Origin of the sequence: Rhodococcus sp. RDE2 (assembly GCF_020885655.1) — a bacterium.
GTDB classification, from domain to species: Bacteria; Actinomycetota; Actinomycetes; order Mycobacteriales; family Mycobacteriaceae; genus Rhodococcus; species Rhodococcus pyridinivorans.
Map to the genome: position 1 here is coordinate 1,950,497 of NZ_AP025186.1, position 20,195 is coordinate 1,970,691.

14 protein-coding genes are annotated in these 20,195 nt (G+C 69.7%); 12 read left to right on the forward strand and 2 right to left on the reverse strand.

Annotation, left to right across the window (positions count from 1 at the left end):
* Genes LPH33_RS09085 through LPH33_RS09110 form a run of 6 tightly spaced genes read left to right on the forward strand, consistent with a single transcriptional unit; the run spans nt 1 to nt 8,016 of the window.
* Complete coding sequence (locus LPH33_RS09085; RefSeq protein ID WP_088897393.1) at nt 1-486, forward strand: (2Fe-2S)-binding protein; 486 nt, start codon at nt 1-3, stop codon at nt 484-486.
* Nucleotides 486-2,879, forward strand: coding sequence for an aerobic carbon-monoxide dehydrogenase large subunit (locus tag LPH33_RS09090; protein ID WP_229567870.1), 2,394 nt, complete (start codon nt 486-488; stop codon nt 2,877-2,879). Before LPH33_RS09085 ends, LPH33_RS09090 begins: the two co-directional genes overlap by 1 nt.
* Before the next feature lie 46 nt (nt 2,880-2,925).
* Nucleotides 2,926-3,837, forward strand: a complete 912-nt coding sequence (locus LPH33_RS09095; protein WP_145691851.1) for an XdhC family protein — start codon at nt 2,926-2,928, stop codon at nt 3,835-3,837.
* Nucleotides 3,834-4,733: an AAA family ATPase gene (locus LPH33_RS09100; protein WP_016692461.1), complete on the forward strand. Its 900-nt coding sequence runs from the start codon at nt 3,834-3,836 to the stop codon at nt 4,731-4,733. The genes LPH33_RS09095 and LPH33_RS09100 overlap by 4 nt, the downstream gene beginning before the upstream one ends.
* The gene (locus LPH33_RS09105; RefSeq protein WP_088897389.1) at nt 4,730-5,980 is read left to right on the forward strand and encodes a vWA domain-containing protein; all 1,251 of its coding nucleotides are present in this window, start codon (nt 4,730-4,732) and stop codon (nt 5,978-5,980) included. The genes LPH33_RS09100 and LPH33_RS09105 overlap by 4 nt, the downstream gene beginning before the upstream one ends.
* A gap of 2 nt (nt 5,981-5,982) precedes the next feature.
* Complete coding sequence (locus LPH33_RS09110) at nt 5,983-8,016, forward strand: cytochrome c oxidase assembly protein (protein WP_145691849.1); 2,034 nt, start codon at nt 5,983-5,985, stop codon at nt 8,014-8,016.
* 76 nt (nt 8,017-8,092) lie between these two features.
* Here LPH33_RS09110 and LPH33_RS09115 read toward each other — a convergent pair whose 3' ends face one another.
* Nucleotides 8,093-8,947, reverse strand: a complete 855-nt coding sequence (locus LPH33_RS09115; RefSeq protein ID WP_145691848.1) for a tryptophan-rich sensory protein — start codon at nt 8,945-8,947, stop codon at nt 8,093-8,095.
* 123 nt (nt 8,948-9,070) lie between these two features.
* On the opposite strand from LPH33_RS09115, the gene LPH33_RS09120 reads away from it, so the two are divergent.
* The 6 genes from LPH33_RS09120 to LPH33_RS09145 all read left to right on the forward strand — a co-directional run bounded on the left by LPH33_RS09120 (nt 9,071) and on the right by LPH33_RS09145 (nt 18,522).
* On the forward strand, nt 9,071-10,174 hold the full coding sequence (locus tag LPH33_RS09120; protein WP_420714496.1) for a lipase family protein: 1,104 nt from the start codon (nt 9,071-9,073) through the stop codon (nt 10,172-10,174).
* 164 nt (nt 10,175-10,338) lie between these two features.
* On the forward strand, nt 10,339-12,012 hold the full coding sequence (ettA, locus tag LPH33_RS09125) for an energy-dependent translational throttle protein EttA (RefSeq protein ID WP_026061184.1): 1,674 nt from the start codon (nt 10,339-10,341) through the stop codon (nt 12,010-12,012).
* Nucleotides 12,005-12,427, forward strand: a complete 423-nt coding sequence (locus LPH33_RS09130) for an acyl-CoA thioesterase (RefSeq protein WP_229567873.1) — start codon at nt 12,005-12,007, stop codon at nt 12,425-12,427. The genes ettA and LPH33_RS09130 overlap by 8 nt, the downstream gene beginning before the upstream one ends.
* Nucleotides 12,428-12,569: 142 nt before the next feature.
* Nucleotides 12,570-17,378, forward strand: a complete 4,809-nt coding sequence (locus tag LPH33_RS09135) for an NAD-glutamate dehydrogenase (RefSeq protein WP_229567875.1) — start codon at nt 12,570-12,572, stop codon at nt 17,376-17,378.
* Between the two features lie 3 nt (nt 17,379-17,381).
* The gene (locus LPH33_RS09140) at nt 17,382-17,816 is read left to right on the forward strand and encodes an acyl-CoA thioesterase (protein WP_016691845.1); all 435 of its coding nucleotides are present in this window, start codon (nt 17,382-17,384) and stop codon (nt 17,814-17,816) included.
* 10 nt (nt 17,817-17,826) lie between these two features.
* Entirely contained in the window at nt 17,827-18,522 is a 696-nt protein-coding gene (locus tag LPH33_RS09145) for a hypothetical protein (RefSeq protein ID WP_088897383.1), read from the forward strand.
* Between the two features lie 7 nt (nt 18,523-18,529).
* On the opposite strand, the gene LPH33_RS09150 is transcribed toward LPH33_RS09145, so the two are convergent.
* Complete coding sequence (locus tag LPH33_RS09150; RefSeq protein WP_145691845.1) at nt 18,530-20,170, reverse strand: glycoside hydrolase family 13 protein; 1,641 nt, start codon at nt 20,168-20,170, stop codon at nt 18,530-18,532.
* Nucleotides 20,171-20,195: the final 25 nt, after the last annotated feature.

Below are 20,195 nucleotides of genomic sequence, written 5' to 3' on the forward strand. Positions count from 1 at the left end.
ATGCAGATCTCGATGACGGTCAACGGCGAGAGCGTCACCGCCGACGTCGAACCCCGGACACTGCTCGTGCACTTCCTGCGCGACCACCTCGGTCTGACCGGAACGCACTGGGGATGCGACACGAGCAACTGCGGAACGTGTGTCGTCGCCGTGGACGGCGAACCGGTGAAGTCGTGCACGACGCTGGCGGTCATGGCCGCGGGCCACGAGGTGCTCACCGTCGAGGGACTCGAACGCGACGGTGTCCTCGACCCCGTGCAGGAAGGCTTCGTGCGCTGCCACGGACTGCAGTGCGGCTTCTGCACCCCGGGAATGATGATCACCGCCCGGGCCCTGCTCGATCGCGATCCCGACCCCGACGAGGCGACGATCCGCGAGGCGATCTCCGGGCAGATCTGCCGCTGCACCGGCTACACCACCATCGTCCGGTCGGTCCGGTGGGCCGCCGAACACTCCTCGAAGGCGCAACCCACGGAGGTGTCGTGATGACCGCCGTCGAACCGGACACACGCCCGGAGGAACAGGACAACGATCGCAAGCCGTGTGGTCACGGCCGGATGCTGCGCAAGGAGGACCCGCGATTCGTGCGCGGACGCGGCAACTACGTCGACGACGTCCGGCTGCCCGGCATGCTGCATCTCGCGGTGCTCCGCTCGCCGGTCGCGCATGCCCGCATCAACGGCATCGACACGTCCGCCGCCCTCGCGCACCCGAAGGTGCGGGCGGTGATCACGGGTGCCGACCTGGCCGAGAAGGGCCTGGCCTGGATGCCGACGCTGTCGAACGACGTGCAGGCCGTGCTGGCCACCGACAAGGTGCGCTTCCACGGTCAGGAAGTCGCCTTCGTCGTCGCCGACGATCACTACTCGGCGCGCGACGCCCTCGAACTGATCGACGTCGACTACGAGATGCTCGACCCGGTCGTCGACGTGCGCACGGCCCTGTCGCCCGAGGCGCCGGTGATCCGGACCGATCTGGACGGCAAGACCGACAACCACTGCTTCGACTGGGAAGCCGGCGACGCGGCGGCGACCGACGTGGTCTTCGCGAAGGCCGACGTCGTCACCCGGCAGGAGATCGTCTATCCGCGGGTGCATCCCGCCCCGATGGAGACCTGCGGTGCGGTCGCCGACTACGACCGGATCTCCGGGAAGCTGACGCTCTGGTCCACCACGCAGGCCCCGCACGCCCACCGCACGCTGTACGCGCTGGTCGCGGGTCTGCCCGAGCACAAGATCCGCGTCATCTCACCCGACATCGGCGGGGGATTCGGCAACAAGGTCCCCATCTACCCCGGCTATGTCGGGGCGATCGTGGCGTCGCTGGTCACCGGGCATCCGGTGAAGTGGATGGAGGACCGCAGCGAGAACCTCATGAGCACCGGCTTCGCGCGCGACTACATCATGGTCGGCGAGATCGCGGCGACGAAGGAAGGCCGCATCCTCGCCATCCGGTCGCAGGTCCTCGCCGACCACGGTGCCTTCAACGCCACCGCCGCCCCGGTGAAATATCCGGCCGGCTTCTTCGGTGTGTTCACCGGCAGCTACGACATCGAGGCCGCCTACTGCCACATGACGGCCGTCTACACGAACAAGGCGCCCGGCGGCGTCGCCTACGCCTGCTCGTTCCGCATCACCGAGGCCGTGTACTTCGTCGAACGGCTCGTCGACTGCCTCGCCTACGACCTCGACATGGACCCGGCGGAACTGCGCCTGAAGAACCTCCTGCGACCCGAGCAGTTCCCCTACACGAGCAAGACCGGCTGGAAGTACGACTCGGGCGACTACGAGACCACCATGCGCAAGGCCATGGACATCGTCGGTTACGACGAACTGCGCCGCGAGCAGGCCGAACGCCGCGCTCGGGGTGAGCTGATGGGTATCGGCATGTCGTTCTTCACCGAGGCCGTCGGAGCCGGTCCGCGCAAGGACACGGACATCCTCGGTCTCGGCATGGCCGACGGGTGCGAACTGCGTGTCCATCCCACCGGCAAGGCCGTCGTGAGGTTGTCGGTGCAGTCGCAGGGACAGGGGCACGAGACGACCTTCGCGCAGATCGTCGCGGAGGAGATCGGCATCCCGCCCGACGACATCGACGTCGTGCACGGCGACACCGACAACACCCCGTTCGGGCTCGGCACCTACGGGAGTCGCTCGACACCGGTGTCCGGGGCGGCCGCCGCGCTCGTCGCGCGGAAGGTGCGCGACAAGGCGAAGATCATCGCCGCCGGCATGCTCGAGGTCTCGGTCGCCGACCTCGAATGGGAGAAGGGCCGCTTCCACGTGAAGGGCGACCCGGGAGCGTCGGTGACCATCCAGGACATCGCGATGCGCGCCCACGGTGCCGGCGACCTGCCCGAGGGTCTCGAAGGCGGTCTCGAGGCGCAGATCTGCTACAACCCCGAGAACCTCACCTATCCGTACGGTGCCTACTTCTGCGTCGTCGACGTCGATCCTGGTACCGCGCAGGTGAAGATCCGCCGGTTCCTGGCCGTGGACGACTGCGGCACCCGCATCAACCCGATGATCATCGAGGGCCAGGTGCACGGTGGCATCGTCGACGGGATCGGTATGGCCCTGATGGAGATGATCGCGTTCGACGAGAACGGCACCTGCCTGGGCGGGTCGTTCATGGACTACCTGATCCCCACGGCCCTCGAGGTGCCGACGCTCGAGACGGCGTTCACCGTCACCCCGTCGCCGCACCATCCGATCGGCGCGAAGGGCATCGGCGAATCCGCCACCGTCGGTTCGCCACCCGCGATCGTCAACGCGGTCGTCGATGCGTTGAAGCCGTTCGGCGTCCGGCACGCCGACATGCCGCTGACGCCGTCGCGGGTGTGGGAGGCCATGCAGGGTCGCGCGACCCCACCGATCTGAGCGACGCCACCGGACGATGCCAGTAGAACGATCGGAGGACGGGAACATGGATCTCGCGGTGCGGGCGAAGCAGTTGCGCAGTGAACGACGGCCGTTCGTCGAGGCGACGGTCGTGCGGGCACAGCCACCGACGTCCGCACACTCGGGCGACCGGGCACTCGTCCTCGCCGACGGCACGATCGAGGGGTTCGTCGGCGGGCAGTGCACCGAGAGTTCCGTGCGTGAGGCGTCCCGCACGGTGCTCGAACGAGGGGAGAGCATGCTCCTGCGGGTGCTGCCCGCCGGGGCCGGCGAGTTCCCCGACACCCCGGGAGCGACGATCGCGGTCAACCCGTGCATGTCCGGCGGGGCCACCGAGATCTTCCTCGAACCACGGATGCCCCCGATCGTGGTGGCCGTCTTCGGGGACTCGCCCGTCGCCGAAGCGGTAAGCGACTTCGCGCGGCGCGTCGACTACTCGGTGGAACCGATCCGCGGGACGCGCGTGCCCGCCGAGGCGTCGGTGGTGATCGTCGCGAGCCACGGGGGCGACGAGGCGACCGTGATTCGCGCGGCCCTCGACGCCGGAAGCCGATATGTCGGCCTGGTCGCGAGTCGCACCCGGGGCGCCGCGGTGCTCGACGAGGTGGAACCGACCGACGACGAGCGTGCCCGCATCCACACCCCGGCCGGCCTCGACATCGGTGCCCGCACCCCGGCCGAGATCGGCTTGTCGATCGTCGCCGATATCGTGCGTGTCGCGCGCAGCGGCGGGCTCGCCCGATCCTCCGAGGAGACCGGTCGACGCATCGAGGTGCCGCGGGAGACGGGCCCGAAACCGCGCACGGCCGTCGACCCGGTGTGCGGGATGACCGTCACGGTCACCGAGTCGACTCCGCACCTCGTCGTCGCCGGGCGGACGGTGTGGTTCTGCTGCCCGGGCTGCCGCCGCCGCTACGAGAAGGACGACGTGGCGTGACCGATCCGTCGTCCCCGGGCATCTTCACCGACGTCGACGACGTGGTCGCCAGGTTCGACGACCACGACCATCTGCTCGATCAGGGCACCGCCGCCGCGATCCACCTCGCGGTCGCGCTGGGCCGACCGTTGTTGCTCGAAGGCGAACCCGGGGTCGGCAAGACCACCGCCGCCAAGGTGCTCGCGCAGATCCTCGGCAGCCCGCTGATCCGGTTGCAGTGCTACGAGGGACTGTCGGTCGCCGAAGCTCTCTACGACTGGAACTATCAGCGTCAACTGCTCGCGATCCGGCTCGCCGAAGCGCGTGGCGAGGTTCCCGCCGAGGCCGATCTGTACTCCGAGGAGTACCTCCTCGAACGCCCCATCCTGCGCTGCGTCCGCCATCGCGGCGACAGACCCGCCGTCCTGCTCGTCGACGAGATCGACCGCGCCGACGACGAATTCGAGGCGCTGTTGCTCGAGTTCCTGGGGGAGTTCGCCGTGACCGTCCCCGAGCTCGGCACCCTCACCGCGACCCGCCCGCCCGTCGTGGTGCTCACCTCCAACCGGAGCCGCGACCTGCACGACGCACTGCGGAGGCGCTGCCTGTACCACTGGATCGACTTCCCCGACCGTGCCCGTGCGGTGGCGATCCTGCGGCGCACGGTGCCATCGGCGAATGTCGCGCTCGTCGAACGCGCCACGGATTTCGTCGCGGTGGCCCGCGGACTCGATCTCGACAAGGCGCCGGGGATCGCGGAGACCATCGACTGGGTGTCGGCGCTCGCGGCGCTCGGCGTCGCCGACCTCGTCCGGCCCGAAGCGGCGATGTCGCTCGCCGCACTGGCGAAGACCCCCGACGACGTCGATGCGCTGGGGGAAGCGCTGACCGGGTTCGTCTCCACCGAGGTGTCGTGAGCGCCCGGTTGCTTCCCGGGGTCGATCACGCGGCCTTCGCGGTCGGACTGGTCGACCGGCTCAGGTCCGCCGGGATCGTGGTGCCGGCGGACGGCGCGGCGACCTTCACGCGTGCGCTGCGCGTGTGCCCTCCGAGCACCCGGAGCCGGTTGTACTGGACGGCGCGGCTCACCCTCGTCGACCGGCACGAGAGCCTCGCCACCTTCGACGCGGTGTTCGACCGGGTCTTCGGCGACGCTCCGCTCCCACTCGACCCGCACGCCCGCCGCACCGGACCCGAGGACGACGGCACGCCCGCGGCGCCCACGACGGACGCGTCCCGTCTCGGGCGGGATGCTCCGGCCGGTGGCCACGACGTCCCGTGGGTCACGAGGACCGTCGTCGAATCGGCGGAGGGGGAGCGGGCGGCCGACCGGCCCGGCCGCGAGGTCGCGAGTGCGCTGGCGGAGATCGCCGACCGACGATTCGACGACCTCGACCCCGCACGACTCGCACTGCTCGAATCGTGGATCGAGGAGGCCGGCGTCCGATGGGCGACCCGCCGCACCCGGCGCCGGGTCGAACGCCACACCGGACGCGTCGACGTGCGGGCGAGCATCGCCGCCTCGCACAGCACCGGGTTCGAACCGCTCCGGTTGATCCGCACCCGTCCCGGTCGACGGCGGCGGCAGATCGTCGTCTTCTGCGATGTCAGCCGGTCGATGCGGCCCTACGTCGGGGTGTATCTGCATCTCGTCCGTGCTCTTGCGCACACCGGAACGGCCGAGGTCTTCGTGTTCTCCACCACAGCGACGCGTCTGACGCCGGTCCTGCGGCACCGGTCGGTCGAGCAGGCGATCGACATCGCCAACGACCGGGTGCGGACGCGGTTCGGGGGCACCCGCATCGCCGGGTCCCTCGCCGAGGTGGTCGCCTCCCACCACGGCCACCTGTTGCGCGGAGCGATCGTCGTCGTCGCGTCGGACGGTTGGGACAGCGACGATCCCACCGCACTCGCGCACGTCCTGGCCAGGATCCGGCGACGCGCCCACCGGGTGGTGTGGCTCAATCCGCGGGCCGGGCAGTCCGGTTTCACGCCCTCCACCGGGGCGATGTCCGCGGCGCTCCCGCACTGCGACGCGTTGGTGGCGGCCGACACACTCCTCGCGTTGCAGCACGCCGTCGACGTCGTCACATGCGCCGATTCCGGCCCCGGAGGGCTCCGACGGCGTGTCGTAGGTCATGGCGTGGACGTCCTACCCTGGTAGGCATGGCAACATCCGAGCTCGCGTCTCCCGCGCAGCCTCCGGCGCCCGCCCCTACGAGGGGAAACCCGCCGGCACTGCTGATCCTCTTCGGCCTCCTCGCCGCCATCGTCGCGGCGTTCGCGGTCGGACTGTCCGCTGCGCAGGCTCTGGTGTTGCTCGGCATCCCCGATCCCGGTCCGCTCACCACCTACGGTCTTCCCGCGGTCCGTGCGATCTCCGAGATCGCGACCGTGATCACGATCGGATCGCTGTTCTTCGCGGCCTTCCTCGTGCCCCCGCAACGAGGGGGTGTGCTCGACGTCGGCGGCTACCGTGCCGTCCGGACCGCGGGCGTCGCGGCGACGGTGTGGGCGATCACCGCGGCGCTGATGGTGCCGCTGACCCTGTCCGACACGTCCGGCAGCCCGCTGAGCGAGGCCATCCGTCCGGAGAACCTCTTCTCGGCGCTCGGCCAGGTGGAAGTGTCGCTGGCCTGGGCCTGGACGACGGTGCTCGCCCTGATCACCGCCCTGCTGATCCGGCTCGCGGTGCGCTGGTCGTGGACGCCCTATCTGCTGCTGCTGTCGTTCATCGCGCTCATGCCGATCGCCCTGACCGGGCACTCCTCGTCGGGCGGTTCGCACGACATGGCGACCAACAGCCTCGTGCTGCACCTCGTCGCGGCGTCCGTCTGGGCGGGCGGGCTGTTCGCCCTGCTCGCGCATTCGATGCGGGGAGGCGAGCACACCGACATCGCGGCCCGGCGGTTCTCCTTCGTCGCAGGACTCGCCTTCGTCGTCATGGCCGTCAGCGGCATCATCAACGCCGCGGTCCGCATGTCGTTCGACGACCTGACCACGACCACCTACGGCCGGTTGCTGCTCGCGAAGATCGTCGCGCTCATCCTGCTCGGCATCTTCGGCTGGGCGCAGCGCCGCCGGGCACTGCCGGCCCTCGAGGCCGACCCCACCAACCGGTCCGCGCTCGTGCGGTTCACCCTCGTCGAGGCGTTCGTCCTCGCCGCGACGATCGGTCTGGCCGTGGGACTCGGCCGCACGCCCCCGCCGCCGCCGGCCTCGGTGCCGACGATCCAGGAGGTCGAGCTCGGCTACCAGCTCGACGTACCGCCGTCGTTCGTGAGCCTGTTCTTCGGCCAGTGGCGCTTCGACCTGATCTTCGGCACGGCTGCTCTCGTGTTCGCCGCCGCCTACGCCGTCGGACTGTGGACGCTGCGCAAGCGCGGCGACTCGTGGCCGGTCGGCCGGTCGATCGCCTGGTTCTCGGGTTGCTTCGTGCTGTTCGTCGCCACCAGTTCCGGCGTCGGGATGTACTCGCCGGCGATGTTCAGCGTGCACATGGGCGCGCACATGGCCCTGTCGATGCTCGCCCCGGTGCTCCTCGCGCTCGGTGGGGCGATGACCCTCGCCCTGCGTGCGTTCAAGCCGGCCGGACGCAACGCCCCTCCCGGACCGCGCGAATGGATCCTCGAGTTCCTGCACAGCCCGCCGTCGCGCTTCTTCACGCATCCGATCGTCGCGTCGGTCATGTTCGTAGGCGGCTTCTACGCCCTGTATCTCGGCGGGATCTTCTCCGCGACCATCGACAGCCACACCGCGCACGTCCTGATGAACCTGCACTTCCTGCTCAGCGGCTATCTCTTCTACTGGGTGGTGATCGGCGTCGACCCGTCGCCGCGCGACCTGCAGCCGGTGACGAAGCTGGCCATGGTCTTCGGCTCGCTCCCGTTCCACGCCTTCTTCGGTGTCACCCTCATGAGCATGGGCACGGTGATGGCCGAGAGCTACTACCGCGGCCTGGCACTGCCGTGGAACTACGACCTGTTCTCCGACCAGAAGGTCGGCGGCAGCATCGCGTGGTCGGCCGGTGAGATCCCGCTCGTGCTCGTGATGCTCGCCCTGCTCGTCCAGTGGTCGCGCAGCGACCGGCGCACGGCGCGACGTGTCGACCGGGCCGCCGAGCGCGACGACGACGCCGACCTCGCGGCACACAACGCGATGTTCGCCGAGCTGGCGCGCCGCGACCGCGAGGGTCGCTGACCGCACCCGCCCCGGACGTGCACATCTCGTCGCGACACGCCGAAACGGACCGACGAGACGTGCACGTCCGAGGAGATCAGGCCGTTGCTGTCGTGCGGGTGGGGGAGCGCTCGGCGCCGATACGGATCACCACGGTGGCCACGACCGCGATGACCGCGGCCGTCACGGCGGCGACCGCTGCGGGCGTGGACACCAGCCCACCGTCACCCGTGCGGGCGACCGCGATCCATGCCAGACCCCACACGAGCGCGCCGGTGACGGCCAGCCGGCCCCGGCCCGCAGTCGCGAGGAGGACGGAGACGGCCGCGACGACGGCCAGCACGATGATCGCCCACACGTCGGCTCCCCAGCCGAACGGATCGATGTCCTCGTAACGCAGGGCCGCGGAGGTGTTGGCGACGGTCGCCACCGACACCCAGCCCAGGTAGACGAACATCGTGCCGTCGACGACCACCGCTTCGAGCCTGCTCGACGGCAGCACGCGCGTGAAGATCAGGAACACCCGGACGAGCACCGCGAGCAGCGCGACGATCACCACGACACTCAGCCAGACCTGGTCGAACTGGATCGCCGTGATCCACGCGGCGTTGAGCAGCATCGATGCGGCGATCCACCAGCCCGCCGCACGCTGCCGCGGATCGGTGTGGTTCGCCGGCAGCGCCTGCCACACCGCGAGCGCGAGCAGACCGGCGTAGATGAGGGTCCAGATCGAGAAGGCCGGGCCGCCGGGAGCGACCGCTGTGGCATCCGCCGACAACGCACCACCCGCGGCCTCCGCGACCGGCGTCCCACCGGCCGCACCCGAACCGAAGAACGACACCACGACGGCAAGCGGAGCGCTCACCGCCACGGCCACGACGCGGGCGATGTCGCGACCGGTGCGGGTCGCGGGAGATGTGGCGGGCGCGGATCCGTGGGAGTGGGATGTCATGCCGGGAGGGTGCCCGTCCTGCGGATCACTCAATCCCGGTCCGGCGAATCGGACGAATGCGGACGTAGCGGCCGCACGGCCCGTATCGTCCACGACGTGACCCGTACCGCGCGTGTCCCGGCCCTGCTGCTCACCTGTGCCCTGGCACTGCTGACACCACTCCTCGCACCTCCCGCGGTGCATGCAAGTCCGGCGCCGGGGACCGTCGTCGATGTCGCTCCGCTCGAGCCCGGGCTGTCGCTGCCCGGCGCGTCCTCGGCGCGGACCCTGGCCTACACGACGCAGTGGCGCAGCGGCGCTCCCATCACCGCGACCGGGGCATTGTTCCTTCCCCACGGCACGCCTCCCGAGGGAGGGTGGCCCGTCGTTGCGTGGGCGCACGGCACCGTCGGCCTCGACGACTCGTGCGCACCCTCGCGGCTGCCGCGCACACCGCGCGACACCGCCTATCTCGACCACTGGCTCGGGCAGGGCTACGCCGTCGTGGCGGCCGACTATCCGGGTCTCGGGTCGGACGGACTGCACCGCTATCTGGACGGGCAGAGCGCCGCGAACAGCGTCATCGACATCGTGCGGGCAGGACGCGCCGTCGAACCGTCGCTGTCCGACCGCTGGGTCGTGATCGGCCAGTCGCAGGGCGGGCACACCGGTCTGCACACCGCGCAGGCCGCGACCGCCCGCGCACCCGAACTGGACTTCCGCGGGACGCTCACGACCGGCGCCCCGTCCAACCTCGAGTACCTGTTCCCGCTCGGATTCCCGGGCTTCCCCGATCTCGGCCTCGACGGACTCACCGCCTTCGCCGCCTACATCTTCGCGGGCCTGCGCGCCGCCGATCCCGCCCTGGACCTCGACGGATACCTCACGCCCCTCGGCCGGGAGATCGTCGACGCCGCCGAACACCTCTGCTACGACGACCTGATCGACCGGTACGGCGAGGTCGGCATCGGTGAGGTCCTCGCCCGACCGCTGAACGACGACCGGTTCCGTGCGGCGTTCACCGACTACCTCGCCGTGCCGACCGCCGGATACGACCGGCCGCTGTTCCTCGCCCAGGGCCTGCGCGACACGACGGTGCCCGCCCCTCTCGCGTTCAAGCTGATCGCGGATCTGTGGGCCGGTGGTGCGAACGCGCAGTTCAGGACGTATCCGACGGGGCATTCGGAGACGATGTTCGCGTCGCTGCCCGACACCACAGGCTTCGTCGCGGAGCTACTGCGACCGTGACAGCTGCGCTGTTGCGATCTTGACAGCTGCGCTGTTGCGACCCCGACAGCGGAGCTGCTGCGACCCCGGCAACTGCTCCGGCACCTGCCGGACTCCGGCGCCGGCCCCACCTGTCGTGCTCGCACGATGTGGGTTATCGACCGTCGACCGATACGCTGGTGGTCATGGCGGAGTTCATTTACACGATGAAGAAGGTGCGCAAGGCGCACGGTGACAAGGTCATCCTCGATGACGTCACCATGAGCTTCTACCACGGCGCGAAGATCGGCGTCGTCGGACCCAACGGCGCGGGCAAGTCGTCGATTCTCAAGATCATGGCCGGGCTCGATCAGCCCAGCAACGGCGAGGCCTTCCTCGATCCGGAGGCCACCGTCGGCATCCTCCAGCAGGAGCCGCCCCTCAACGAGGAGAAGACGGTCCGGGAGAACGTCGAGGAGGGCCTCGGCGAGATCAAGGTCAAGCTCGACCGGTTCAACGAGATCGCCGAGCTCATGGCCACCGACTACTCCGACGAGCTGATGGAGGAGATGGGCAAGCTCCAGGAGGAGCTCGACCATGCCAACGCGTGGGATCTCGACTCGCAGCTCGAGCAGGCCATGGACGCTCTGCGCTGCCCTCCGCCGGACGAGCCCGTCACCCATCTCTCCGGTGGTGAGCGCCGCCGTGTCGCGCTGTGCAAGCTGCTGCTGAGCAAGCCCGACCTGCTGCTCCTCGACGAGCCCACCAACCACCTCGACGCCGAGTCGGTGCTGTGGCTCGAGCAGTTCCTCGCGTCCTACCCGGGCGCCGTGCTGGCCGTCACCCACGACCGGTACTTCCTCGATCACGTCGCGCAGTGGATCTGCGAGGTCGACCGCGGCAAGCTGCACCCCTACGAGGGCAACTACTCCACCTACCTGGAGAAGAAGGCCGAGCGTCTCGAGGTCCAGGGCAAGAAGGACCAGAAGCTGCAGAAGCGGCTCCGTGAGGAGCTCGAATGGGTCCGCTCCGGCGCCAAGGCCCGGCAGACGAAGAACAAGGCGCGTCTGGCCCGCTACGAGGAGATGGCAGCCGAGGCCGAGAAGTACCGCAAGCTCGACTTCGAGGAGATCCAGATCCCGACGCCGCCGCGTCTGGGCAACGTCGTTGTCGAGGTCGAGCACCTCGACAAGGGATTCGACGGCCGCGTCCTGATCAAGGACCTGTCGTTCACGCTGCCGCGCAACGGCATCGTCGGTGTCATCGGCCCCAACGGCGTCGGCAAGACCACGCTGTTCAAGACCATCGTCGGTCTCGAGGAGCCGGACAGCGGCACCGTCAAGGTGGGCGACACGGTCAAGCTGAGCTACGTCGACCAGAACCGCGCGAACATCGATCCGAAGAAGACGGTCTTCGAGGTGGTCTCCGACGGTCTCGACTTCATCGAGGTCGGACAGAACGAGATGCCGTCGCGTGCGTACGTGAGCGCGTTCGGGTTCAAGGGCCCCGACCAGCAGAAGCCGGCCGGTGTGCTCTCCGGTGGTGAGCGCAACCGCCTGAACCTCGCGCTCACGCTCAAGGAGGGCGGCAACCTGATCCTCCTCGACGAGCCGACCAACGACCTCGACGTCGAGACCCTGTCGTCGCTCGAGAACGCCCTGCAGCAGTTCCCGGGCTGCGCCGTCGTGATCTCCCACGACCGCTGGTTCCTCGACCGCACCTGTACCCACATCCTGGCGTGGGAGGGCAACGTCGAAGAGGGCAAGTGGTTCTGGTTCGAGGGCAACTTCGAGGCCTACGAGGCGAACAAGGTCGAGCGTCTCGGAGCCGATGCGGCACGTCCGCACCGCGTCACGCACCGGAAGCTCACGCGTGACTGAGCGCAACGGCCACCGGCCCTACCGGTGCCCGATCGAGGTTCGCTGGGGCGACTCCGACCGCCTCGGACACGTCAACAACGCCAAGGTAGTGGAGTACCTGCAGGAAGGGCGCATCAAGTTCTTCCGGAGCGAGCTGCCGGCACGCGACGCCGTCGTGGTCCGGAAGATGGACGTCGAGTTCCTGCGACCGCTCAAGGACTCGTCGGCGCCGATCGAGGTCGAGACGACGGTGCTGCGTCTCGGCACGAGCTCGTTCACGGTGCGTCAGACGATCCTCGACCGGGAAGGCGTGGTGTGCGCTGTCGCCGACACCGTGCTCGTCGGCTTCGATCCCGAGACCGACACGTCCCGGCCGCTGACCGACGAGGTACGGACGGTGCTCGACCGGCACCGTGCCGTCGCACCCACCGGCTGAGCCGGCACGTCGTGTCGGCCGGCCGAGCCGGCCATCCGACCCGTCGGTTCCGACCCCCCCGACTGCGCGCCGCGGATAGGCTCGATCACGAGTCCGTCCGCGGCGCGCGGTGTATCCGCCCGACAGAGCAGGAGGGGTGCCGATGGCCGATCCGGCTGTGGCGCAGACACATTCAACGGGCAGTGATGCTCCCCCCGAGGCAGTCCTCGAGCGGATCTATCAAGGCTCCGGAGAATTCACCACCGACCACGGCGCGGCCGCGCTCGAGCACGTCCGCCTCGGTCGCCGCCGCGCACCGGACACCGCTGTCGTCGGTGTGCGCCGCACCGAGGGTATGGGTGTCGCCGTGCAGATCGTCACCGACGACATGCCGCTGCTCGTCGAATCGGTGCTGGCACTGCTCTCGCGGCTGGGCGTCTCGGTGGGGACGGTCATCCACCCCGTCCTGTCGGCGCGTCGCACCGCCGAGGGCGATCTCGGGAGCCTGGCCGACGACAGCGGACGGGCCTCGGGCGGCGCCGCCGAATCGTGGATGCACATCGAGTTGCGCGGGCCCGTCGACGACGAGTCGGTCGAGGAGATCGATCACGGTCTGCGGCGCGTGCTCTCCGATGTGCGGCAGGTGGCGTCGGACTCCGGCGAGATGCACGCCCTGCAGCGCGACCTCGCGGACGCACTCGACGGCCTGGCCGCCCACCCGCCCGCGCAGTACACGGCCGACCAGCTCACCGAGACCGCCGAACTGCTGCGGTGGTTGAGCGGCGGGAACTTCACCCTCCTCGGCTACCGCCGCTACGACTTCGTACCCGACGGCGGCGACGGCAACGTGCGCGCGATGCCCGTGCCCGGAACCGGCAGGGGAGTGCTGCGCACGGATGCCTCGGTCGCCGACCCACTCGACCTGCCCGGTGAGGTCGGAACGGGCCACCGTCCGCTGCTCGTGCTCACTCAGGGCGCGCTTCCCGCCACCGTGCACCGGTCCGTCTATCCGTACTTCGTCGGCGTCGCCCGACTCGACGCCGACGGCGCGGTCGTCGGGGAGGATCGTTTCCTCGGTGTCCTCACGGTGACCGCTCTGCACGAGAACATCCTCGACATCCCCGTGGTGTCGCGCCGGGTGCGGGAAGTCGTCGCGCGGGCGCGGGTCGAGCTGTCGTCCTACAGCGGTCAGGCGATGCTCGAGATCATGCAGACGGTTCCCCGCGCGGAACTGTTCTCCATGGACACCGACACCCTCTACGAGACCGTCACGGCGGTCGTCGACATCCGCCGGCAGGTGCGGTTGTTCGTCCGCGTCGACACCTACGGGCGGTACATCTCGTGCCTGGTCTACCTGCCACGCGACCGCTACACGACGAAGGTGCGCGTCGCGATCCAGGACATCCTGTTGCGCGAGTTCGGAGGCGGCGTGCTCGACTACACCGCGCGGGTCTCCGAACGCGACCTCGCGTTGCTGCACGTGACGATCCGGTTCTCCGGGCGCGCCCGTCGCGAGGTGGACACCTCCGAGGACAACCGCCTGCGGATCCAGGCGATGCTCGCGGAGGTGACCCGCAACTGGGCCGATCGGCTCGGGGAGGTGGCAGCGGCGACCGGCGATCTCGACCCGTTGCTGGTACAGCGGTACGCCGAGGTCGTGCCCGAGGCGTACAAGGAGGACTTCGGCTCCGAACGCGCCCTGGACGACCTGCGGCGTCTGGAAGCCCTCGACTCCGGTGATCTCGACACGCACCTGTACCGCCCGGGCTCCGACGACCCGTTGTCGTTGCGCTTCACCCTGTACGTCGCGGACGAGACGGTCACCCTCGGCCGGATCCTCCCGGTGTTGCAGAGCCTCGGTGTGGAGGTCGTCGACGAGCGGCCCTACCGGCTGCCGCGATCGGACGGAATAGACTGCTGGATCTACGATTTCGGGCTCTGCCTGCCCGAGGACATCGAGCCCGACATCGTCGAGACCGACCCGACGCTGGCGGGTCGACTCACCGACACCTTCACCGTGGCATGGCGGGGGGCGGTCGAGACCGACCGGTTCAACCAGCTCGTGCTGCGCGCCGGGCTCACCTGGAATCAGGTCGTGCTACTCCGGGCCTACGCGAAGTACCTGCGCCAGACCGAATTCCCGTACAGCCAGTACAACATCGAAGGGGTGCTGCTCGGTGCCCCGCGCACCGCGGCCCTGCTCGTCGGGCTGTTCGAGTCCCGGTTCGATCCGGAGAACGCATCGGCCGAACGCGAACAGCAGATCGCCGAGGAACTCACGACGACGATCGCGGAGGTGACCGCACTGGCCACCGACCGCATCCTGCGGGGGCTGTTCTCCTTGATCCGTGCCACCCTGCGCACCAACTTCCACGTGGCCGGCGGAATCGGGCACGAACGTCCGGACGGCCGGGCGTTGTCGCTCAAGTTCGAGCCGCGGCGGATCGCCGAATTACCCCAACCGCGACCGGCTTTCGAGGTGTTCGTCTACGCCCCGGCCGTCGAGGGCGTCCACATGCGGTTCGGTCCCGTCGCCCGCGGCGGCCTGCGCTGGTCGGACCGCCGGGAGGACTTCCGCACCGAGGTGCTCGGCCTGGTCAAGGCGCAGGCAGTGAAGAACGCGGTGATCGTGCCCGTGGGGGCGAAGGGCGGCTTCGTCGTCAAGCACTCGCCCCGTCCGACCGGCGACGCCGAGGCGGATCGTCGTGCCGTCCGCGAGCGTGGCGAACGGTGCTACCGGTGCTTCATCGCCGGTCTACTCGATATCACCGACAACCTCGACGCCGCCCGTAACGAGACGGTCCCGCCGCAGCGGGTCGTGCGTCACGACAGCGACGACCCGTATCTCGTGGTGGCCGCGGACAAGGGCACCGCCTCGTTCTCCGACCTCGCGAATTCCGTTGCGGCGGAATACGGCTACTGGCTCGGCGACGCCTTCGCCTCCGGTGGTTCCGCCGGCTACGACCACAAGGAGATGGGCATCACCGCGCGCGGTGCGTGGGAGAGCGTCCGGCGGCACTTCCGCGAACTCGGATCCGACCCGCAGACGGACGATTTCACCGTGGTCGGCATCGGGGACATGAGCGGTGACGTCTTCGGCAACGGCATGCTACTGAGCCGGCACATCAGGCTCGTCGCGGCCTTCGACCATCGGCACATCTTCCTCGATCCCGATCCCGATCCGGAGCGGTCGTTCGAGGAGCGGCGCCGGCTGTTCGAACTGCCGCGGTCGTCGTGGAAGGACTACTCGGCAGAGCTGATCGCGGCCGGGGGCGGGGTGTGGGACCGGACGGCCAAGTCGGTGCCCGTCGGTCCCGAGGTGCGTGCCGTGCTCGACCTGCCCGACGAGGTCACGGAACTCCCACCGCCCGAACTGATCCGCGCGATCCTGCGCGCACCCGTCGACCTGCTGTGGAACGGCGGTGTCGGCACCTACGTGAAGGCGTCGACGGAAACCCATGCGGACGTGGGGGACAAGAGCAACGACGGCGTGCGCGTCGACGGGCGGGAACTGCGCGCCCGGGTCGTCGGCGAGGGCGGCAATCTCGGTGTCACGCAACGCGGCCGCATCGAGTTCGCCCGCGCCGGCGGGAAGATCAACACCGACGCGATCGACAACTCGGCCGGTGTCGACAGCTCCGACCACGAAGTCAACATCAAGATCCTCCTCGATGCCATGGTGACCGCCGGTGAGCTCGCGGAGGAGGACCGCAATCCGCTGCTCGCGTCGATGACCGACGACGTCGCCGAACTCGTTCTGGCCGACAACATCTCGCAGAACGCGGTGCTCGGCCTCGAACGGGCCGTCGCGCCGTCCCTGCTGGGGGTGCACCGTCGGCTGCTCGCGGCCCTCGAACTCGATCGCGGACTCGACCGCGACCTCGAGGCCCTGCCCGACGAGGCCGAGTTCGACCGTCGCGAAGCGGCGGGGGAGGGGCTGACGTCGCCCGAACTGTCACAGCTCCTCGCCCACGTCAAGCTCGCCCTCGTCGACGACCTGCTCGCCACGGACCTGCCCGACAGCGAGACCTTCGCGGCGATCCTGCCCGCCTACTTCCCGTCCGCTCTGCGCGAGCGGTTCCGGGCCGGGATCCGGGCGCATCCGCTGCGCCGGCAGATCGTCGCGACCATGCTGGCCAACACCACCGTCGACAACGGTGGCCCCACCTACGTCTACCGGCTCGCCGAGGAGGCCGGGGCGACGGCGACCGACGCCATCCGCGCCTACGCCGCCGTCACCACCATCTTCGGGTTGCCGGCCCTGTGGGACGAGATCCGGGCCGCCGGGCTGCCCGTCGACATCGAGGACGACCTGTTGCTCGAATCCCGCCGCGTGCTCGACCGGGCGTCGCGCCGGCTCCTCGCCACACGGCCGCAGCCCCTCGCGGTCGGCGCCGAGATCAGCCGCTACCGCGACGCCTTCGCGCGTCTCGCCCCGCGGGTCGCGGACTGGATGCGCGGGCACCACGCCGAGGACTTCGTGCGCCGCACCCGCCCGCTCCTCGAGCGGGGAGCACCGGAGGAGCTGACCGGCGTCGTCTTCCGGCTCCTCGACCAGTTCCCGCTGCTCGACGTCATCGACATCGCCGACATCGAACAACGCGACGAAGCGGAGGTCGCCGACCTCTACTACGCCCTCGACGCGCGCCTCGGTGTCGACCGCCTGCTCACGGCGGTCTCCGGGCTGGAGCGGGGCGACCGCTGGCATTCGCTGGCGCGACTCGCGCTGCGCGACGACCTGTACGGCTCGTTGCGTTCGCTCGTCCTCGACGTGCTCGCCGGCGCCGAACCCGGGGAATCGACCGAGGAGATGATCGAGGACTGGGAGTCGTCCAACGGATCCAAGCTCGTCCGTGCGAGGGCGGCGCTCGACGAGATCTTCGCGTCTGGAAGTCTGGACCTCGCCACCTTGTCGGTGGCGGCACGACAGATCAGGGGCATGGTGCGCACAGGCGCATCCGATCGGAGGTAACGAGTGAGCGGTGCGGGCGAACAGTTCGGTTTCCACACCGAGGTGATGGTGCGGTGGTCCGACATGGACGTCTTCCAGCACATCAACCACGCGCGGATGGTCACGCTCCTCGAAGAAGCACGGATCCCGTGGCTGTTCGCCGACGGTCGCCCCACCCGCGACCTGCGCGAAGGCGCTGTCATCGCCGATCTCCACGTCCGCTATCGCGGGCAGTTGCGTCACGACGACGGCCCGCTCGACGTGCTGATGTGGACCGAGAAGGTGCGGGCCGTCGACTTCACGATCGGCTACGAGGTGCGACCGGGCGGTGCCCCGGTCGACTCGGCGCCGGCAGTGGTCGCGTCCACCCAGATCGCGGCGTTCGACATCGAGACCCAGCGCCTGCGCCGGCTCAGCGACGACGAACGCGAGTTCCTGCGTCAGTGGCAGCGCAATTGACGAGGCCGACGTGACCGACGACCGGATCCGACACGCAGAGCGCCTCCTGACGCTCGCCGGCCCCGACGACAGCGTCGACCTCGCCGCATTCCTGGCCCGGGCCGCGCGTCTCGACGAGGCCGCCGTGGTGCGGTTGCGCCGCCGCGGCGACGGACTGCTCGGCGTCTGGACGCGCACCGGTTTCGAGGTGCTCGCCGGACGCGTCGTCCGCGGAACCGTGGCTCCGGCCGACACCTGCGTGGCCGCCGAATCGCTGCGGGCCGTGCTCCTCGCCGGGGCCGAACCGCGCACCGAGGTCGACCCGGGCTGGGCGATGGATTCCGCCTGGCGCGGCGCACTTCCGCCCGACGACGGCTACGTCCACGTCGACGACGTGCCGGCGCGGATCCTCGTCGAACTCGCGCAACGCGGCGTCGCCCTCACCCGCGAGCACGGTGCGCAGGGGCCACCGGCGTCGTTGCTCGCCCAGGAGGTTCTCGAGGTGAGCGGCGCCGGAACGACCGTGGGGGTGCCGATGCGCATGGTGTTCGCGCTCGGTGCGATGGGCTTCGTGCCCGGTGCCGGTCGCGACAGCGTCGACTCGACGGGCATCGATCCCGCAGAGGTGGTGCGGGTCCGGGCGCACGCCACCTGGGTGCGCCTCGACGCCCGCTTCGGCTCGGTCTACCTGCGCCGCGGCGGTGGGCTCGGTCTGAGCGTCCTCTGACGAGGTCTCACGCCAGCCACGCGGCGGTGTCCGGTGGCAGTACGTGTCCGGTGAGCGGCGCACTCGCGAGCAGCACCTCACCGGGAGGCAGATCGACAGCGACGTCGCCGGCATTGAGCACACAGGTCAGGCCGTCGGGACGGCGGAACGCCAGGCACCCGGCCGGACTTCCGTACCAGCCGATCCCGCCGCTGCCCTCGGATGGCCTTCGCTCCGTGCTGATCGGTCGCCTTCGCTCCGTGCGGATCTCGATCGCCCTCCGGTACAGCGAGAGCGTCGAGCCCGCATCCTCGAGTTGCTTCTCGACGGTCAGGGCCGACCACTCCGGGGGCTGGGGCAGCCACGACGACCCGGCGGAAGTGAATCCGAAGGGTGGCGCCCCGCCCTCCCACGGCAGCGGCACGCGGCATCCGTCGCGTCCGCGTTCGGTGTGGCCGGACCGCTCCCAGACAGGGTCCTGCAGCACCTCGTCGGGCAGGTCGACGTTCGGCAACCCCAGTTCGGCGCCGTTGTAGACGAACACCGCTCCCGGGAGCGCGAGGGCGACGAGGATCATCGCGCGTGCCCGGGCGAGCCCGACCTCACCGCCGCCGTATCGCGTGACCTCGCGGTCGACGTCGTGGTTCGACAGCGTCCACGTCGGTGAGGCCTGCACCGACGTCACCGCGGCCAGGCCCTTCTCGATCGCGTCGCGGACGGCGTCGGCGTCCCAGTCCGACAGGGTCAGGTGGAAGTCGAAGGCGAGGTGGAGTTCGTCCGGGCGGAGATACTCGGCGAACCTCTCGTGGTCGTCGACCCAGATCTCACCGATCGCCACCGAGTCGGGGTACTCGTCGAAGACCCGCCGGATGCGACGGTGGATGTCGTGCACCTCGGGATTGTTGAACCGCGGGTCGGCAGGGGAGTGCCCGAGCAGTTCGTTCGTCTCCCATCCGTCGTGGTCGGGAAGGTCCGCGGGCTTGGCCATGCCGTGCGCCACGTCGATGCGGAAACCGTCCACACCCCGGTCCAGCCAGAACCGCAGGGTCTTGTCGAGATCCTCGACGACCACCTCGTCGTCCCAGTTCAGATCGGGCTGCCCGGGAGCGAAGACGTGCAGATACCACTGGCCCGGCGTGCCGTCGGGTTCGGTGATGCGGGTCCAGGCGGGCCCGCCGAAGACGCTCGGCCAGTTGTTCGGTGGCGCGCTGCCGTCCGGTCCGCGCCCGTCGCGGAAGTGGAAGCGCCGGCGTTCACGGCTGCCCGGCCCGGCTTCGAGCGCGGCCCGGAACCAGCGGTGCTCGACGCTGACGTGGTTCGGCACGAGGTCCATCACCACCCGGATGCCGCGCGCGTGGGCGTCGGTGACCAGCGCTTCGAGATCAGCGATGTTGCCGAACAGTGGGTCGATGTCGCGGGGGTCGGAGACGTCGTAGCCGTGATCGGCCATCGGTGAACGCATCACCGGGTTGAGCCAGATCGCGTCGACACCGAGCAGTTCGAGGTAGCCGAGGCGGCTGCGCACACCCGCGAGGTCGCCGATGCCGTCACCGTTCGCGTCGACGAACGAGCGGGGATAGACCTGGTAGAAGACCGCGTCGCGCCACCACGGCGCCGTCGGGTCGCCTCGTCCGGAGGTCGGTGCTGCGGGGTGGGCCACGGGAGTCATCGTGTCAGACGACAGGGCGAAAGGC

What these genes read in the sequence shown, in the direction of transcription:
- LPH33_RS09085 (WP_088897393.1), top strand. Translation starts at nt 1, where the DNA reads ATGCAGATCTCGATGACGGTCAACGGCGAGAGCGTCACCGCCGACGTC.
- LPH33_RS09090 (WP_229567870.1), top strand. Translation starts at nt 486, where the DNA reads ATGACCGCCGTCGAACCGGACACACGCCCGGAGGAACAGGACAACGAT.
- LPH33_RS09095 (WP_145691851.1), top strand. Translation starts at nt 2,926, where the DNA reads ATGGATCTCGCGGTGCGGGCGAAGCAGTTGCGCAGTGAACGACGGCCG.
- LPH33_RS09110 (WP_145691849.1), top strand. Translation starts at nt 5,983, where the DNA reads ATGGCAACATCCGAGCTCGCGTCTCCCGCGCAGCCTCCGGCGCCCGCC.
- LPH33_RS09115 (WP_145691848.1), bottom strand. Translation starts at nt 8,947, where the DNA reads ATGACATCCCACTCCCACGGATCCGCGCCCGCCACATCTCCCGCGACC.
- ettA (WP_026061184.1), top strand. Translation starts at nt 10,339, where the DNA reads ATGGCGGAGTTCATTTACACGATGAAGAAGGTGCGCAAGGCGCACGGT.
- LPH33_RS09135 (WP_229567875.1), top strand. Translation starts at nt 12,570, where the DNA reads ATGGCCGATCCGGCTGTGGCGCAGACACATTCAACGGGCAGTGATGCT.
- LPH33_RS09150 (WP_145691845.1), bottom strand. Translation starts at nt 20,170, where the DNA reads ATGACTCCCGTGGCCCACCCCGCAGCACCGACCTCCGGACGAGGCGAC.